We start from the raw sequence: 16,490 nt of genomic DNA, 5'->3' as shown, positions 1-16,490 counted from the left end.
CGGGCAGGACGCCGGCGTTCCCCGGCGCGATAGTTGGCCCACAGGGTTAGCCGACCCTGTCATCAATAACAAGAATGAGAGGTTGCCATGCCGAAGTTCGTCATCGAACGCGAAATCCCAGGCGCTGGAACACTGTCAGAACGGGATCTGAAAGCCATCTCGCAAAAGTCGCGCAAAGTCTTGCGCGATCTGCCGGAAGTGCAATGGCTGCAGAGTTACGTCACCGGCGACAAGATCTACTGCGTGTACATCGCGCCGAATGAGGAGCTCATCCGGGAGCATGCCAGGCAGGGTGGTTTCCCGGCCAACAGCGTATCCCAGGTCATGAACATCATCGATCCCACGACGGCTGAGTAATCGAGCGCCCGTTGCTGACCCGTTGTTCCAACCCGCCAGAGACAGTCTCCATGAGTACACCCATTGATCTTACTGCCCTGAAAAACCGCCAGATGGCCTCCTGGGCCAGCGGCGACTATGCCGTGATCGGCACCACGTTGCAGATCGTCGGCGAGGAACTGGCCGAAGCCTGCGACCTGCTCTGCGACGAACGCGTGCTCGACGTGGCCGCCGGCAATGGCAATGCGACGCTGGCCGCCGCCCGCCGTGGTTGCCATGTCACCTCCACCGACTATGTGGCGGCGCTGCTCGAGCGCGGCGAAGACCGGTCCAGGGCAGAACGCCTGGAAGTGACGTTCCAGGTGGCCGATGCCGAGGCATTGCCTTTCGAGGACGCCAGCTTCGACGCCGTACTGTCGACCTTCGGTGTGATGTTTACGCCGGACCAGCCTAAGGCCGCCGCGGAACTGGCACGGGTCTGTCGTCCTGGCGGCCGGATCGGCCTGGCCAACTGGACACCCGAAGGCTTCGTCGGCCAGATGTTCAAGACCCTGGGCCGCCATATGCCGCCACCGCCGGGGGCGCAACCGCCTTCGAACTGGGGCACCGAGGCGTGGCTGCATGCGCAATTCGATGAGCGCGACTTTCTGCTGCAGGTGACGCGCAAGCACTTCAACTTCCGCTACCGCTCGGCCGCGCATTTCATCGACACGTTCCGCACCTGGTACGGCCCGGTCCACAAGGCGTTCGCGGCACTGCCTCCCGAAGGCGCCCAGGCCTTTGAAAATGACCTGACCGAGTTGCTGAACCGCTTGAACCGGGCGGGAGACAAGTCGATGGTGGTGCCGAGTGAGTACCTTGAGGTGGTGATCACAAGGCGTTGAGGATCTGACAGAGATCCCATGTGGGAGCGGGCTTGCTCGCGAAGGGGGCGTGTCAGCCAACATCAATGGCGACTGACACACCGCCATCGCGAGCAAGCTCGCTCCCACAGGGGTATGCGGTGTCTGGTCGTTTTTTCACTCATCCAGCCGCTCGGTATACACCACCCACACACTGCACGGCATTTTGTACAGCAGATGCTCCACCGTGCTGCCGATCAGCCGGCCCAGCCCGCGATGGCCGACCCGCCCCATGACAATCACATCGGTGTCATAGGCCTCGGCAAAGCGGATCAGAACCTTGCCCGGACTGCCCATGATCATGTGCCGCTGCTCCGGCGAGATGCCGTTGCGCTCGGCCAGTTCGTGGAAGGCGTCTTCCTGATAGTCGTACAGGGTCTTGGCCTTGCCCGACGAGAAAAACGCCGACCCGTTGTCGAAGCCGAACTCGTCCGCACTGATCGAGGACAGATCATAGGCATACACTACGTCGAGCTCGGCATTGCAGGCGCTGGCCAGTTTCGCCGCTTCATGCAGGATCCGGTCGTTGAAAGTCTTGTAGTGATCGTCGCGATGGAAGGGATCGACCGCGGCGACGATCTTTCGCGGCAAGGCGTGCACCGCGTGGCTGACGAAGTGTAAAGGCACCGGACACTCACGCAGCAAATGCACATCGAGCGGGGTGAACATCAGCCGCGACCACAGTGATTCATGCTCCAGCGCCTTGATCAGCACGTCCATCGGCTGCTCCTTGAGGTGCAGCAGGATTTCCTCCAGCGGGCGTTCGACCCAGGCGACCTCGGTGGTGACGTGCACCCCGATCTTGCGCAGAGGGCGGGCCTGTTCCTCCAGCCACTGCCGATGGCGGTCGACGTAGCCCAGGCGCATCTGCTCCAAAGCCTTTTCGTTGACCAGACTGGCAGTCGCCAGCCCCTCCAGATAATCGAAAGCGACGATGTGCAACGCCGCATCTTCGGCCTTGGCCAGCGCCGCGGCGCGGTCGAAGGCGGGGCTGTGTTCCATCAGGGGCGAGGCGACCAGCATGAATCGTGATTGCTCAGACATGACAAACCTCCCGTGGGTTGACGAGCAGGTGGCGGCACCGCTGTAACGACCAGGGGTTGCGACCTTGCCGCCCGATGTGCAGTCATTTCATAGCCATTCAATCCCTAAGTATTGACCATGATCAACCTTCCGTCTGTCAACCCGGCGCAGGCTGCGGTTCGTGCTGAACTCATGTGCACGCGCACACTTGGGAGAATTGCCATGGCAACCATGAAAGCCGCGATATTCGTTGAGAAAAATCGCATCGTGCTCGACGACAAGCCGATCCCCGAAGTCGGGCCGCTGGATGCGCTGATCCGCATCACCACCACCACTATCTGCGGCACCGACGTGCACATCCTGCGCGGTGAGTACCCCGTGGCCAAAGGGCTGACCATCGGTCATGAACCGGTGGGCATCATCGAGCGGCTCGGTTCTCAGGTGCGCGGCTTTGTCGAGGGGCAAAGGGTGATTGCCGGCGCCATCACTCCCAGCGGACAAAGTTATGCCTGCCTCTGTGGCTGCGGTTCACAGGATGGCGCGGACACCCGCCACGGCTTCAAGGCAGCTGGCGGCTGGAAGTTCGGCAATACCATCGATGGCTGTCAGGCCGAATACGTGCTGGTGCCTGATGCGCTGGCCAACCTGTGCCCGATTCCCGACGGCCTGAGCGACGAACAGGTGCTGATGTGCCCGGACATCATGTCCACCGGTTTTTCCGGCGCGGAGCGGGGAGAGGTTAGCATCGGCGATACCGTCGCGGTCTTCGCTCTCGGGCCAATCGGTCTCTGTGCCGTGGCCGGTGCGCGTCTCAAAGGGGCGACCACCATCATTGGCGTCGACGCCGTGCCCGAGCGGATGAGCGTAGCGCGACAGTTGGGCGCGACCCATGTGATCAACTTCAAGGACGGCGACGTGGTCGCGCAGATCATGGCCCTGACCGATGGTCGTGGCGTTGACGTGTCCATCGAGGCGCTGGGCACCCAGGGCACTTTCGAGTCCGCGCTGCGGGTGCTGCGCCCGGGTGGCCGGTTATCCAGCCTGGGGGTTTACTCCAGCGACCTGCGTATCCCGCTGGATGCCTTTGCCGCGGGCCTGGGGGATCTGAGCATCGTCAGCACCCTGTGCCCTGGAGGCAAGGAGCGGATGCGACGGTTGATGGCGGTGGTGGAAAGTGGCGGGGTCGACCTGTCGCCGCTGGTGACGCACAGGTTCAAGCTCGACGATATTGAAGAGGCCTATGAGTTGTTTGCGCATCAGCGGGATGGGGTGATGAAGGTGGCGATTATTCCCTGAAGCCGTCCAATCCAACGCAAACCCCTTGTTAGGAGCCGGCTTGTCGGATTGCCGCACCGCAGCGAGGGAGGCCTGTAGGAGCCGGCTTGCTGGCGAAGCTTGCGACGCGGTGTGTCAGTTACACCGCCTTCGCTGCGGTGCGGCAATCCGACAAGCCAGCTCCTACAGGGGGTAGGGGGCTAAACGATCTTGGCGCCGCGTGCCTTCAGCAGCTCGCGCAACACGGAGCGATGGCAATGCGCTTCCTCCTCGCAATAACATCCCACCGCCAGCGAAGTCTGATGGGAGAGCGCAGCCAACAGATCCAGCAATTGGCTCGGCGCTGGATGGTTCATTTCAGCCTTGAACTTGCGCCGAAACGCCTCCCACGCCTTTTCGTCCTCGGCGGTTTTGGCTTGCGCAACCAGTTCCGCACTGGGCGACAGCAGCGGCTGCCACACATCATAAAAATCGCGGCTGGCGAACTCGGCCTTCGGCACGCCCCGGGGCGGGCGGCGTACCGTGCCTATCCGCAGGCCTTCATCAGGCAGGCGCGGGGAGCCGAGCCGGACGATATGAATGGGCATGGCGACCTACTTGTGCCGCGACGTTTCAAACCACTCCATCGCCGTGCGCCAGATGCAGATCCCCAGGAAATAAGCTGACATCAGCAGCCAGAGCCCCATCACCAGCGGGTTGATCACCGGGTGATTGACCACCAGCGACAAGCTGCACAACAGCCAGATGGCCGTCACCGCGATGTTGATCGGCATGAACTTGCGCACGCGGAACGGGTGCAGGAATTTCATCCGGGACACCGTCAGCAGCGCCAGGCCGATGACGGTGAGCAGGGTGATCCACGGCGATGGGGCGATGATGTACAGGCAGAGGGCGACCACGTTCCAGGCGGCGGGGAAGCCCTGGAAGTAGTTGTCCTTGCTTTTCATGTTGACGTTGCAGAAGCAGAACAGCGACGAGACCAGAATCAGCGACACGGTCAACAGCAGCGTGTAGTCCGGCAACGGGATATAGCGATAGATGAACAGCGCCGGGATAAACACATACGTCAGGTAGTCGATCACCAGGTCGAGGACCGAACCGTCGAAGCTCGGCAGTACCGACTGGACATTGACCTTGCGCGCCAGCGCGCCGTCCAGCCCGTCGACGATCAGCGCGACGCCCAGCCACAGCAGGCAGTTGGTCGGTTGGTTTTCCAGCAAGGCGAGGGTCGCGAGGAAGGCAGTGACTACGCCAGTGGCGGTAAAACCATGGGCGCCCCATGCTTTGAGCCTGGCGATGTGTAGAGTCGAAATCACGGGGGCGTTCTCCAGAAAGTGAAGCAAGCCGGTCATCACCCACACTATCGGGGGCGGCGGCAAACCTGGTCGGGTTGCAGGTATCGACCGGAAATCCGGGAATAAGGTTCACCACTCATGAATCTTAGCTGCGCCACACTAAAATACCCCGGATAAATCGGCCGGCCTATGGACCCGCGCGTCTGGTCGCTCTGCCAGGGTAGGCCGCGTGCACGGCAGGGGTTCCACGTCAGCCAAACGGTGGTGGCGCATTTGTCTGCGAGGACTATCGTTGCCTGACTGGATCACTCCAACCCAAGAGGGTGCCGTCATGAACACCAGCGATCTGCTCGAACAACTTCTGCGCGGCGCCGGCCAGGGCGCCATGCCGCAACAGGGCGGCCGTGGTGCTTCGGCCCAAGGCGGGCTTGGCGTCCTCGGCGGGTTGCTCGGCGGCCTGTTGGGCGGTGGCGCCGGTTCCAGCGCTGGCGGCGGTGGGTTGGGGGGCTTGCTCGGTGGCTTGCTGGGCGGCGGCTCAGCCTTGGGCGGTTCGACCCGGAGCCGGTCAGGCGGTGGCACCAACTACGCCGCGCTGGCGTCGCTGGGAATGATGGCATTTCAAGCGTATCAAGCCTGGCAACGCAGCCAGGCCGCGGCACCGCAACAGGCACCGCGCACTGTAGACCTGCTGTCTGGCCCGGAAGTCGAAGACCACAGTCACGCGATCCTTCGGGCATTGATTGCGGCGGCCAAGGCCGATGGCCGGATCGATGATGCCGAGAAACAGATGATCAGCACCGAGATCGGTCGTCACACCGATGATCCGCAGTTACAGCAATGGCTGGATGATGAAGTCGCCCGGCCGCTGGACGCCGCCGATGTGGCGCAGTCGGCCACCGATCCCGGCATGGCGGCGGAAATGTACCTAGCCAGTGTGATGCTGGTGGATGATCAGCAGGACGCCGAGCGCAGTTATCTGGATGAACTGGCGGCGGCGCTGGGTATTGATCCGGATTTGCAGGTGCATCTGGAGCAGCAGGCGAAGGGTGGCGGTGCCTGAGTGCACTCTTGAAAACCAGACCGCGTTATCGTTCTTCGCGAGCAGGCTCGCACACAGTTGACTGCGTTAGCCGATACGACTCGGTCAACCGTGGGAGCGAGCCCGCTCGCGAAGAACGATGACGCGGTCTCACTGCTGCCCCCCTACAGAGCTGCGGAGGGTTTAGGCACCAGAAACGTAACCCCATAACGCTCGGCCACTTCAAAAATCCGCGCCAGATCCTCCGGCACCTTGAGCTGATCCATCGCCGCAAAAAACTGCCCGCCCCGGGGGTCGGACACCACGCCGATGATTTTTGCCGTGCTGCTGAGGTTCTTGTAGGCGTGGACGGTTCCGGCAGGGATATGCACATAGCCACCGCTCGACACCGTGTTGGATTGGCCATCGACGGTCACTTCCACTTGCCCGTCGATGACATAAAAAGCCTCATCCCAGGGATGAAAGTGCGGCGGCGGTCCTCCGCCTTGCACGCCTTGCTGGATATGCACTTCGAAAGGTTTGGAAAGATCCCCGCCAGCGAGGATGGTGATTGCCTCACCCACGACGTTCACCGGCCTGGGGGTTTTATCCGACTCGATGACATGAACCGTGCGCATGATTGCTCTCCGGGGGAGTGTCCCCACACCGGTTAATTATATTCACTCCAGTGCAAGCCAAGTGCCGCACCAGCAGCCGTCTGTCCGGGCTCTTTTAACCCCGATGGAATTTTTCTGCGCCGGGGTCGCTCTGCTGATGTAGAGACGTACTGATCCAGCGTCCTGCCACTGGCCTCAGACCGAGAGATTGCATCCATGACTGCCCTGACACGACTTGAATCCAGGCCTGCCCACGAACACCCGATTGGCGGTGCCGGCTGCATTAAGCAAATCTACCAGCAGCTGCTGCTGAGCGACGATGCGCAGCAGAGGCATGTACTCGCTCAACGCTTCCTGCAGACCCAGTTGCAGCGAGCGGCGGACTTGCCGGACGAGCTGCCGCAGGACCTGTCGGCGCTGCAAGATTTTGTCGAACAACACAGCCTCGCAGTCGCCCGGCAGTACGCCGACTACCTGCAACAGCGCAAGGAAGGCGGGCCCCGGCAGTTCTTCAGCAACAAGGCGCACGCGCTGTTTTTCCTGCAGGCCGTTGCCCCGACCAAACTGGTGGACGGCGCCTGGCTGTACGGCCTGCTGCGGCACTGGCGCGACCCGCGTTTCGAGGGCCTGATCTGCACGTATCTGGAGGAGCTGGGGGAGGGCAATCCGGCACAGAATCATGTGGTGATCTACCGCAAGCTGTTGGCCGAGCATGGCCTACAGGACTGCGCCGCGATCCCCGATGAGCGTTATCTGCAAGGCGCCGTGCAACTGGCGCTGGGTGAGAGCGGCGATGAGTGCCTGCCCGAAGTCATCGGCTATAACCTGGGGTACGAACAACTGCCCCTGCATTTACTGATCAGTGCCTATGAACTCAGCGAGCTGGGCATCGATCCGTATTATTTCACCCTGCACGTGACCATCGACAACGCCAGCACCGGCCACGCGCAAAAGGCCGTGCAGTCGGTGTTGCAGCTATTGCCGCTGGAGGGCGATCGCGAGGCGTTCCTGCGCAGGGTCGCCTTGGGGTATAGGCTCAACGATCTGGGGCAGGGCAGTCGCGCGATCATCGAGTCGTTCGACCTGTACGCTGAAGTGCTGGACATGCTCGAGCGCAAACGTCCGTTCGGCCAGCACATGCATTCCGACTACTGCCGCTTCGAAGGCAAGACAGTCAATCAATGGTTGTCGACACCCGAGCAGTTGCCAGGCTTCCTCGCGGCCCTGGAAAACAAGGGCTGGATCAAGCGCCACCAGGATCCGCAAGCCAGCCGGTTCTGGCAATTGATCGATGGCGACGGCGCGGCCATGTTCGGGGTGTTCAGCCCTTATGAAAAGCAGTTGCTGCACGACTGGATCGCCGGCGACTGGGTGCCTGAGCGTTCAACCGCAACGCCCCGGGGTAGCGCCAATGGCGCGGTCGAAACGTCGGTGCCGGTCAACGACCCGGACATCCAGAGCCTGAACAGCGCGCTGGCTGGCGTTGGCGCTCACGAGCAGATGCAAGTGCTGATCCCGTGGCTGTCGGCCCACCGGCATTCTCATCCGGCCGGTCTGTTCGCCACCCGACGTTTCATCGAACTCAAATCCCGCCTTCGATAGGGAGCCTGTGATGAATCAGGAAGAACGATTGGGCGCTGCCGATCTGGCATTGCTGCAGCTGGGTCGCCGCTTGCAGGCGGACGGCTATCGCTTCATCACACCGACGCCACTGACCCATCAGCGGGTCAACGATCGCGCATTCGGACAAAGCGCCAGGACTCTGCGCGAGGTGTTCGGCTGGTCGCGGTCGTTCGACCCCGGCCTGTTGTCGGCGGACGAGCAGCGGCAGTTGCAACAGGCGGGCGTGCTCGGGGAGAGCAACGGCCGGCTGAAAAGTCATGTGCGCTGGTCGAGCCTGGATGATCTGTTGTTCGTGCATTCGGGGTTCCCCACCGATGCCGCCGACGCGGTGTTCTTCGGCCCCGACACCTACCGTTTCGCCCAGTTGATACATGCCCATCTGCAACAGAACTTCGCCCCGATCAGGCGCGCCGTGGACATCGGGTGCGGCGCGGGTGTCGGGGCGATCGTGATTGCCCGCGCGCGGCGCGAAGCCCAAGTGCTGGCCGTCGACATCAACCCGGCGGCGCTGCGTCTGACGGCGGTCAACGCGGCGCTCGCCGAAGTGGCCAACGTCTGCATCGAAGCCAGCGACGTGCTGCAGGATGTCGACGGCAACTTCGACTTGATCGTCGCCAATCCGCCCTACATGGCCGACCCCGCCGAGCGTGCCTACCGCCACGGCGGCGGGGCGTTTGGCGAACAGTTGTCACTGCGAATCGTCGAGCAGGCCCTGTATCGACTGGCCCCCGGCGGCTCGTTGGTGCTGTACACCGGGGTGGCGATGATCGATGGTTGCGACCCGTTCCTGGCCGCACTGGCCCCGCGCCTGGAGTCGCCGTTGTTCGCCTGGACTTATCGCGAACTCGATCCCGATGTGTTCGGTGAAGAGTTGTTGACCCAAGGCTACCAGCGCGTGGAGCGGATTGGCGTGGTGGCGTTGATCGTTACGCGCATCGGCCCCGGCATCGGGGGAATCGTCAGCTCGCCTGCAGGTGCGCCATGAACAAGAACCTGGACGATTACAACCGCATGCGCGACTTCTCGGCCACTTCTGAACCGGCCGCCAAACCGTCGAGCAAAAAAAAAGCGCAAGACCATGCGCTGCAATTCTGCATCCAGAAACATGACGCTTCGCGCCTGCACTACGACTTTCGCCTGGAACTCGACGGCGCCCTGAAAAGCTGGGCGGTGCCCAAGGGGCCGTCACTGGATCCCAAGGTCAAGCGCCTGGCCGTCCATGTCGAAGACCACCCGCTGGACTACGCCACGTTCGAGGGCAGCATCCCCGAAGGGCATTACGGCGCCGGTGACGTGATCGTCTGGGACCGCGGCGTATGGATTCCCCAGGAGGATCCGGCCAAGGCCTACGCCAAGGGCAAGCTCAAGTTCGAGCTGCAGGGCGAGAAGCTCGGCGGTCTGTGGAACCTGGTGCGCACGCACATGCCGGGCAAGCAGGAACAATGGTTTTTGATCAAGCACCAGGACGGCGCGGCGAAACCCGAGAGTGAATACGACGTGGTCGTCGCCGAGCCCGATAGCGTGCTCAGTGATCGGACTATCCTGCCTAAAAAGTCAAAGGCCGCGGCCAAGCCCAAGCCGGTGAAAAAACCGGCCGCGGCGGCGCCCAAGGCACAGGCGACGCCTTTGACCGGTGCCCGCAAAGCCAGGCTGCCGGAGCAGCTCAAGCCGGAACTGGCCACCCTGGTCGAGAAGGCCCCGGGCGGCGAGTGGAGCTACGAGATCAAGTTCGACGGCTATCGAATCATGGCCCGCATCGACCACGGCGAGGTCCAACTGTTTACGCGCAATGGTCATGACTGGACCCACAAGCTGCCAAAACAAGCCGAGGCCCTGGCAGCGCTGGGTCTCGAGTCAGCCTGGCTTGATGGCGAAATGGTGGTGGCCGACGAACAGGGCGTACCAGACTTCCAGGCCTTGCAGAATGCGTTCGATTCGGGCCGCAGCGGCGCCATTCTTTACTACCTGTTCGACATCCCCTACCTCAACGGCGTGGACCTGCGCGAAGTGCCCGTCGAGGAACGCCGGGCGGCGCTGGCGACGGTACTCAACGCCAATGAAGACCCGCTGCTGCGGTTCTCCGACGCGTTTGGCGAAGAGCCGGAAGCCTTGCTCAACAGCGCCTGCCAAATGCGCATGGAAGGGCTGATCGGCAAGCGTCTGGGGTCGCCCTACGTGTCCCGGCGCAGCAGCGACTGGATCAAGCTCAAGTGCAAGCATCGCCAGGAATTCGTGGTGGTTGGCTTCACCGATCCCAAAGGCTCGCGCAATGGGTTCGGTGCCTTGCTGCTGGGGCTGCATGACCGGGACAGCGGCGAATTGCGCTACGCAGGCAAGGTCGGCACCGGGTTCAACGAGACCACGCTCAAACATATCCACGAGCAACTCAAACCCCTGCAGACGAAGAAACCGTCGGTGGTCAATCCGCCGAGCGGCTTCGATGCCAAAGGCGTGCATTGGCTTAAGCCGACACTGCTGGCGGAAGTGGCCTTTGCCGAAATGACCAAGGAAGGCTCGGTACGCCATGCGGTGTTCCATGGCCTGCGCGATGACAAACCTGCCGAAGACATTACCGAGGAGCGTGCGAAAGCCGTGAAGACTTCAACCTCGAAACCCGCTGCTGCGAAAACTGCCACTGCAAAAGCCGCCACTGCAAAAGCTGCGGCTGCAAAAACTGGCGCTGCAAAAACTGCTGCGGAAAAAACTGCTTCTGAAAGAACTGCCGCTGAAAAAAACGCCCCTGGGAAAACCGCCTCTGGAAAAAAAAGCACCGCTGAAAAGCCAGCCACCCAAAAGAAAACCGCCGAACCCGCACCTTCACAAATCGGCCTGGGCAAGGGCAAGGTGCGCATCACCCATCCTGATCGGGTGATCGACGCCAGCAGCGGCACCACCAAAGTGCAACTGGCCGAGTACTACGCCAGCGTCGCCGAATGGATATTGCCCGAACTCAAGGACCGCCCGGTGGCACTGGTGCGCGCCCCCGACGGCATCGCCGGCGAACTGTTTTTCCAGAAGAACGCCGAGCGCCTGGCCATTCCGGGGATCACCACCCTGGACAAGGCCCTGACCGGTCAACCGGTGATGATCATCAACAACGCCGAAGCCCTGATCGGCGCCGTGCAGATGAGCACGGTGGAGCTGCACACCTGGAACGCCACCTCCGACAACCTCGACAAACCCGACCGCTTCGTCCTTGACCTCGACCCGGACCCGGCGCTGCCCTGGAAAAGCATGGTCGAGGCGACTCAGCTGACCCTTTCGGTGCTCGATGAACTCGGGCTCAAGGCATTTCTCAAGACCAGCGGCGGCAAGGGCATTCACCTGGTGGTGCCGCTGACCCGCAAGCTCGGCTGGGACGAGGTAAAGGACTTCAGCCATGCCATCGTCAGCCACATGGCCAAACTGCTGCCGGATCGTTTTTCCGCGGTCTCCGGCCCGAAAAACCGGGTCGGGCGGATCTTCATCGATTACCTGCGCAACGGGCTGGGCGCCACTACCATCTGCGCCTACGCCGTGCGGACTCGCGACGGCTTGCCGGTGTCGATGCCGATCTTTCGCGAGGAGGTGGGTGAGCTCAAGGGTGGCAATCAGTGGAATGTGCACAACGTGCAGGAGCGGCTCGCGGAAGTGGGTGACGAGCCATGGGCGGAGCTGAAGAAAACCCGGCAGACCATCACCGCAGAAATGCGGCGGCGGGTGGGGATGAAGAAGTAGCGAGCCGCGCTCAGGATTGAAGCCTGACACCGGCCACTGTGGGAGCGAGCTTGCTCGCGATAGCGATCTGTGAGTCACCGTGATGTCGCAGGTGCCACCGTCATCGCGGGCAAGCCCGCTCCCACAGGTATTGCAGGTGTCTGCGAGATTGGAGTCTGTAGACGTACCAATCGCCACGGGGTCAGGTGGTCAAAGGGGGCGACGAGCAGCACCCGCCGCCCCGCCGATCATTGCTTGGCTACCGCCGCCGCCAACAACGGCGCCGCCTGCTCATCGGTCAACGCCGCATGGACTTCCATGTGCATGAGGTCATTCCATTGCAGCACCCACTTTTGAATCTGCACCACATCATCGGATTCCGCGATGCCAAACCCGCTCGAGCCGCCGACGGCATGCCAGCGTCCCAGCATCTTCACGCCTTCGGGTGGGGCCCCTTTGGTCTCGAGAAAGCGCTGGATCACGCTGTTGCGGTTTTGCGGGCTGATTGTCCAACTGACCATGAATAACATACGCCACCTCCTGTTACGGACTGGCACCTGTTGATCGTCGCGCACCTGGCTGGCGCCGGGACCACGGTCACGCCTGTCTTGCCGGCATCGTCCTGGCCGGCCTGAAACGATTGCTCCCATGTGAAGGCATAGCAGCAGGCCAGAATCCGTGTATGACCGCTGATCCTGTTTTCATGTCTGGAACGAAGGGTGGAGCAGGCGAGGTGCGGCAATCAGGCATCCCGCAACAGGTCGTTGGCATTGAGCAGCTCGTAGGCAACCTCGGGACGTTTCTCCAGCCCGCGGCGAATGGCGGCCGGAATCGATTGCCGGGTCTTGCGGCACAGTCCCGGCAGTTCGCCGATGGAAATGGCGATGCCGCGCATGGTCCGCACTTCGTTGAAACCGGGGGCGATCGCCACCCGGATGCCCAGCTGCTCGTACATCCGCTGCTGCAATCGTTCGAGGTCGCTCAGGCTCTGCAGGTTTTCCAGGCGTTCGACCAGGCGCTTTTCCTCCGCGCGGGTCAGGAACAGAATGCGCACGTCCGCGCCCGGAGTATCCAGCAGCGGGTCACGCCCGCAGTCGCAGGCGCCGGGCGGGCAGGGTTGGCGGATAGGAGGCGTGGTCGTCATGGGGATCAATCATAGAGCGCTCCGGGCGGGTTTGCCCATAGGGTTGCGAGTCTGCGTCTACGCGCAGAACTCAAGGCGCTGTTAATCCCTCTGCGCGAACGGGAGGGGCGAGCCCTCCCGCTGACAATCAGTTGCGATACACAGGGAAATCACTGCACAACGCTGCGGCCTGTCGGGCGACATTGGCCTCGACATCGGCATCGCCGAGGTGGTCGAGGATGTCGCAGATCCAGCCCGCCAGCTCGTTGCTTTGGGCTTCCTTGAAACCACGGCTGGTGATGGCCGGGGTGCCGATGCGTAGGCCGGAGGTCACGAACGGCGATTGCGGATCGTTCGGCACCGCGTTCTTGTTCACGGTGATCCCGGCGCGGCCGAGGGCGGCGTCGGCGTCTTTGCCGGTCAGGCCCTGGCGGATCAGGCTGACCAGGAACAGGTGGTTGTCGGTGCCACCGGACACCACGTCGTAGCCACGTTCGATAAACACTTTCGCCATCGCCTGGGCATTGCGGATCACCTGCGCCTGATAGGTCTTGAAAGCGGGCTCCAATGCTTCCTTGAAGCACACGGCCTTGGCGGCGATCACGTGCATCAGCGGTCCGCCCTGGCCACCGGGGAATACCGCGGCGTTGAGTTTTTTCTCCAGTTCCGGGTTCGATCTGGCCAGGATCAAGCCACCACGAGGGCCGCGCAGGGTCTTGTGGGTCGTGGTGGTGACCACGTCCGCGTACGGCAGCGGGTTCGGGTACAGACCGGTCGCCACCAGCCCGGCGACGTGGGCCATGTCGACGAACAGATAGGCACCAACCTTGTCGGCGATCTGCCGGAAGCGCGGGAAGTCCAGGGTCTTGGAGTAGGCAGAGAACCCGGCGATGAGCATTTTCGGCTGGTGCTCCACCGCCAGGCGCTCGACTTCGTCGTAATCGATCAGCCCGGTCTTGGTGTCGATACCGTACTGCACCGCGTTGTAGAGCTTGCCGGAAAAACTGACCTTGGCGCCGTGGGTCAGGTGGCCGCCGTGGGCCAGGCTCATGCCCAGCACGGTGTCACCGGCCTGCAGCAATGCCAGATACACCGCGGCATTGGCCTGGCTGCCGGAGTGCGGCTGGACGTTGGCGTAATCGGCGCCGAACAGCTGTTTGGCGCGATCGATGGCCAACTGCTCGACCACGTCGACATGCTCGCAGCCACCGTAATAACGCTTGCCCGGATAGCCTTCGGCGTACTTGTTGGTCAGGCCGCTGCCTTGCGCCTCCATCACCCGTTGGCTGGTGTAGTTTTCCGAGGCGATCAATTCGATGTGGTGCTCTTGCCGAGCGTCCTCGGCGTTGATCGCCGCCAGCAGTTCGTCGTCGTAGCCTTTGATCTGATCGTGCTTGCTGAACATGGTGGAGTCCTGTTTTCAGGGTGATGTAGACCCCTGTAGGAGCGAGCTTGCTCGCGATGGACGTTAACGAAAACGCGTTTTTTTGAATACACGCGTCGTTCTCAAGACCTTCGCGAGCAAGCTCGCTCCTACAGGGGATACGGTGTTCTAGCCATCCCGCGACGGGTGAGGAGTCGAGGTTGCTCCAGCAAGTGCAATGCCAAAAAATGGTTTTCTTTATAAATCAATAAGATGATGTACTTTCGTGACAAATTACTGAGCTTATCGTATTGATATCAATACAGATCGGACGCGGAATCAGAAGTGCATAAGGGGTGGCGAGCTGGAAGAATGCGGGCTTGCGCAGATGTGGATCGAATTCGATACGCTGTAGCGGTTTGCAGACACCACGATTCAAGTCGCTGCCGATAGGTCAGTTGCAACGCTATCGGACGCAGCTTTTCGCCAAGCATCACGCTTGCGATTGAAGGTCGCTCAACAGCACCTTGATTGCCGACCTGTGGACCAACTCACACCACGGACCGTCATCGATAATCGCACCGTCCTGCATGACGATGACTCGATCAAAGCGATACAGATGGCGAATATCGTGAGTGACACAAATCAACCCGCGCTCGGCGAAGGTGTCGAAAAGCAAATCCCACACTGGAGTGGCGAGCTTTGGTTCAATCGACGCACTTGGCTCGTCAAACAGGTTGAAGTTTCCTGGCCTGTTGATCAGGCGCAGCAGTGATAGGCGTTTGGCTTCGCCACCGGAAATATTGGCCGCGTTTTCGCTGAGGTTTCGCCGGGAAACAATGTCTTCAAGGTTCAATCGTTGTATCGCCTGGTGCAGATGTGGCGAAGGATCGATTCCGAACAGAACTGACCGTTCGAAGGTGCCTTCCAGAAACTGCGGTGATTGAGGACAGTATCTCAGGAAACTCAAGTGAGTCAGGGCGCCCAACCTGGAAACCGGCAGGCCGTCGATGCTCAACTGAGTTCTGACCGAAGCATTCAATCCGGCAAGCGTTTCCAGCAAGGTGGTTTTTCCCGCGCCACTGGGACCGGTAATGGCAACCGATTGGCCTTGTTTAAAGGTGATGGCATTCGCGATGGATAGCCGGACCGCTTGGTTATCGGTCACAACGCAGGGGGCGAGCACCATAGTCGAGGCGCGCCGGGAGGTGATTTCGGCTTGACGGTTGTCCTGGTCAAAGTCTGGCAGTGCCAACAATTGCTGCAGTCGGCGCTGGTCAGCGAGAAATTGGTCAAGTACTCGATAGCCTTCGGTCAGCGTGGTGATGTTCAGTAGAAAACTACCCGCAATGGAAAATATGGCGACCAGTTGCCCGACACTGATGCTGGGCTCGCCCGACAATTGATCGAAGACACCCCAGCCCAGTAATCCTGCCGTGGAAAGGCTGACAAATAAGATCTTTGCCGCGCTCAGGAAGCCGCCGGAGCTTGTCACGGTTACCGCGGCGTTGGCATATTGCGCAAAGGCACGGTTCAACGGTTGTGTTGCTGTGTGTTCGGCCCTTTCCAGTTTGATCGATTTTCCCGCGGTCAGGGTATTGAACAAAATCGCGCTCAACTCATCTTCTTGCTCGTTGACTGCATCAATATGCTTTCTGCGCCACCTGATGATTTTATGAGTGACAAACAGATAAATGATGCCAAGACCGGTCAGCGCGAGAAAGATCCCGGCACCACCCATATAAAGAAATACGCCGCCCACGATCAAAAACTCCAGACACATGGGGATTGCGACGGTGACCAAGAATGTCAATAACTGTTCATGGGCGGTGATGCCGCGCTCCACGGATTTGATGAAATGTCCGATGCGCCACGAATTGAAATGACAAAATTCCTTGCGCATCAACTCTGCCATCCAGTCTATGGATGCATTCATCACGATCTGCTGCACTAATCGGGATAAAAGAAAAATTTGCAGTGGATTAATGATCGCTTGAATGCATCCAGCCAAGGCGAACCCTGCTGTCAGAGTGAGTAGCGTGTTGAGGGTTGTATCGATATCACTGTTCAGCGCGTCGACGACTTTGCCTAATAGCAGGGGCGGAGCTAGCGCTATAAGCTTGAGTACTATGATGGTGGTTATTGTTGAAGTCAGCAGTACTGCGTGTTTTTTACAGGCCGTTCTGATTAGTGTCTGCATGGGGCACCTGTCGGCTGTC

15 protein-coding genes are annotated in these 16,490 nt (G+C 61.0%); 7 read left to right on the top strand and 8 right to left on the bottom strand.

The annotated features are described in order from the left end of the window. Positions 1 to 87: 87 nt before the first annotated feature. Together PMA3_RS17345 and PMA3_RS17340 are read left to right on the top strand one after the other, a co-directional pair. Positions 88 to 357: a DUF4242 domain-containing protein gene (locus PMA3_RS17345; RefSeq protein WP_064678323.1), complete on the top strand. Its 270-nt coding sequence runs from the start codon at positions 88 to 90 to the stop codon at positions 355 to 357. Between the two features lie 50 nt (positions 358 to 407). Next, the gene (locus tag PMA3_RS17340) at positions 408 to 1,220 is read left to right on the top strand and encodes a class I SAM-dependent methyltransferase (RefSeq protein WP_064678322.1); all 813 of its coding nucleotides are present in this window, start codon (positions 408 to 410) and stop codon (positions 1,218 to 1,220) included. A 135-nt stretch (positions 1,221 to 1,355) separates the two neighbouring features. Here PMA3_RS17340 and PMA3_RS17335 read toward each other — a convergent pair whose 3' ends face one another. Next, positions 1,356 to 2,282, bottom strand: coding sequence for a universal stress protein (locus PMA3_RS17335; RefSeq protein WP_064678321.1), 927 nt, complete (start codon positions 2,280 to 2,282; stop codon positions 1,356 to 1,358). A gap of 201 nt (positions 2,283 to 2,483) precedes the next feature. Between PMA3_RS17335 and PMA3_RS17330 the strand changes: the two genes are divergently transcribed. Further along, the gene (locus tag PMA3_RS17330; protein WP_064678320.1) at positions 2,484 to 3,557 is read left to right on the top strand and encodes an NAD(P)-dependent alcohol dehydrogenase; all 1,074 of its coding nucleotides are present in this window, start codon (positions 2,484 to 2,486) and stop codon (positions 3,555 to 3,557) included. Positions 3,558 to 3,736: 179 nt separating this feature from the next. On the opposite strand, the gene PMA3_RS17325 is transcribed toward PMA3_RS17330, so the two are convergent. Together PMA3_RS17325 and pcsA are read right to left on the bottom strand one after the other, a co-directional pair. Then, positions 3,737 to 4,123, bottom strand: coding sequence for a DUF488 domain-containing protein (locus PMA3_RS17325; RefSeq protein WP_064678319.1), 387 nt, complete (start codon positions 4,121 to 4,123; stop codon positions 3,737 to 3,739). 6 nt (positions 4,124 to 4,129) lie between these two features. After that, positions 4,130 to 4,852 carry a phosphatidylcholine synthase gene (gene pcsA / locus PMA3_RS17320; protein ID WP_064680735.1) on the bottom strand — a complete coding sequence of 241 codons (723 nt, stop codon included), beginning with the start codon at positions 4,850 to 4,852 and terminating at the stop codon, positions 4,130 to 4,132. 310 nt (positions 4,853 to 5,162) lie between these two features. Here pcsA and PMA3_RS17315 point away from each other — a divergent pair, with 310 nt between their 5' ends. Continuing rightward, positions 5,163 to 5,891 (top strand): tellurite resistance TerB family protein, encoded by a 729-nt coding sequence (locus PMA3_RS17315; RefSeq protein WP_064678318.1) that lies wholly within the window; start codon positions 5,163 to 5,165, stop codon positions 5,889 to 5,891. Positions 5,892 to 6,034: 143 nt separating this feature from the next. On the opposite strand, the gene PMA3_RS17310 is transcribed toward PMA3_RS17315, so the two are convergent. Continuing rightward, positions 6,035 to 6,487, bottom strand: a complete 453-nt coding sequence (locus PMA3_RS17310) for a cupin domain-containing protein (protein WP_064678317.1) — start codon at positions 6,485 to 6,487, stop codon at positions 6,035 to 6,037. A gap of 195 nt (positions 6,488 to 6,682) precedes the next feature. On the opposite strand from PMA3_RS17310, the gene PMA3_RS17305 reads away from it, so the two are divergent. Genes PMA3_RS17305 through ligD form a run of 3 tightly spaced genes read left to right on the top strand, consistent with a single transcriptional unit; the run spans position 6,683 to position 11,806 of the window. Further along, positions 6,683 to 8,068 carry an iron-containing redox enzyme family protein gene (locus PMA3_RS17305; RefSeq protein WP_064678316.1) on the top strand — a complete coding sequence of 462 codons (1,386 nt, stop codon included), beginning with the start codon at positions 6,683 to 6,685 and terminating at the stop codon, positions 8,066 to 8,068. A gap of 10 nt (positions 8,069 to 8,078) precedes the next feature. Next, positions 8,079 to 9,074, top strand: coding sequence for a methyltransferase (locus PMA3_RS17300; RefSeq protein ID WP_064678315.1), 996 nt, complete (start codon positions 8,079 to 8,081; stop codon positions 9,072 to 9,074). Continuing rightward, entirely contained in the window at positions 9,071 to 11,806 is a 2,736-nt protein-coding gene (ligD, locus tag PMA3_RS17295; protein ID WP_064678314.1) for a DNA ligase D, read from the top strand. Before PMA3_RS17300 ends, ligD begins: the two co-directional genes overlap by 4 nt. A 227-nt stretch (positions 11,807 to 12,033) precedes the next feature. Here ligD and PMA3_RS17290 read toward each other — a convergent pair whose 3' ends face one another. The 4 genes from PMA3_RS17290 to PMA3_RS17275 all read right to left on the bottom strand — a co-directional run bounded on the left by PMA3_RS17290 (position 12,034) and on the right by PMA3_RS17275 (position 16,471). After that, on the bottom strand, positions 12,034 to 12,315 hold the full coding sequence (locus PMA3_RS17290; RefSeq protein WP_064678313.1) for a DUF3303 domain-containing protein: 282 nt from the start codon (positions 12,313 to 12,315) through the stop codon (positions 12,034 to 12,036). A gap of 212 nt (positions 12,316 to 12,527) precedes the next feature. Continuing rightward, on the bottom strand, positions 12,528 to 12,929 hold the full coding sequence (locus PMA3_RS17285) for a hypothetical protein (protein ID WP_064678312.1): 402 nt from the start codon (positions 12,927 to 12,929) through the stop codon (positions 12,528 to 12,530). A 127-nt stretch (positions 12,930 to 13,056) separates the two neighbouring features. Next, positions 13,057 to 14,313, bottom strand: coding sequence for a serine hydroxymethyltransferase (glyA, locus tag PMA3_RS17280; protein WP_064678311.1), 1,257 nt, complete (start codon positions 14,311 to 14,313; stop codon positions 13,057 to 13,059). A gap of 451 nt (positions 14,314 to 14,764) precedes the next feature. After that, positions 14,765 to 16,471, bottom strand: coding sequence for an ATP-binding cassette domain-containing protein (locus PMA3_RS17275; RefSeq protein WP_064678310.1), 1,707 nt, complete (start codon positions 16,469 to 16,471; stop codon positions 14,765 to 14,767). Between the last annotated feature and the right edge of the window lie 19 nt (positions 16,472 to 16,490).

The organism is Pseudomonas silesiensis, assembly GCF_001661075.1.
In the GTDB taxonomy this organism is placed as follows: domain Bacteria; phylum Pseudomonadota; class Gammaproteobacteria; order Pseudomonadales; family Pseudomonadaceae; genus Aquipseudomonas; species Aquipseudomonas silesiensis.
The sequence above is the reverse complement of the archived record's forward strand: the minus strand, read 5'-3'. Positions and strand labels throughout refer to the sequence as shown.

Coding starts and splice junctions, on each gene's coding strand:
- PMA3_RS17340 (WP_064678322.1), top strand. CDS start 408: ATGAGTACACCCATTGATCTTACTGCCCTGAAAAACCGCCAGATGGCC.
- PMA3_RS17330 (WP_064678320.1), top strand. CDS start 2,484: ATGGCAACCATGAAAGCCGCGATATTCGTTGAGAAAAATCGCATCGTG.
- PMA3_RS17300 (WP_064678315.1), top strand. CDS start 8,079: ATGAATCAGGAAGAACGATTGGGCGCTGCCGATCTGGCATTGCTGCAG.
- glyA (WP_064678311.1), bottom strand. CDS start 14,313: ATGTTCAGCAAGCACGATCAGATCAAAGGCTACGACGACGAACTGCTG.
- PMA3_RS17275 (WP_064678310.1), bottom strand. CDS start 16,471: ATGCAGACACTAATCAGAACGGCCTGTAAAAAACACGCAGTACTGCTG.
- PMA3_RS17345 (WP_064678323.1), top strand. CDS start 88: ATGCCGAAGTTCGTCATCGAACGCGAAATCCCAGGCGCTGGAACACTG.
- PMA3_RS17315 (WP_064678318.1), top strand. CDS start 5,163: ATGAACACCAGCGATCTGCTCGAACAACTTCTGCGCGGCGCCGGCCAG.
- PMA3_RS17305 (WP_064678316.1), top strand. CDS start 6,683: ATGACTGCCCTGACACGACTTGAATCCAGGCCTGCCCACGAACACCCG.
- PMA3_RS17325 (WP_064678319.1), bottom strand. CDS start 4,123: ATGCCCATTCATATCGTCCGGCTCGGCTCCCCGCGCCTGCCTGATGAA.
- PMA3_RS17290 (WP_064678313.1), bottom strand. CDS start 12,315: ATGTTATTCATGGTCAGTTGGACAATCAGCCCGCAAAACCGCAACAGC.
- ligD (WP_064678314.1), top strand. CDS start 9,071: ATGAACAAGAACCTGGACGATTACAACCGCATGCGCGACTTCTCGGCC.
- PMA3_RS17335 (WP_064678321.1), bottom strand. CDS start 2,282: ATGTCTGAGCAATCACGATTCATGCTGGTCGCCTCGCCCCTGATGGAA.
- PMA3_RS17310 (WP_064678317.1), bottom strand. CDS start 6,487: ATGCGCACGGTTCATGTCATCGAGTCGGATAAAACCCCCAGGCCGGTG.
- PMA3_RS17285 (WP_064678312.1), bottom strand. CDS start 12,929: ATGACGACCACGCCTCCTATCCGCCAACCCTGCCCGCCCGGCGCCTGC.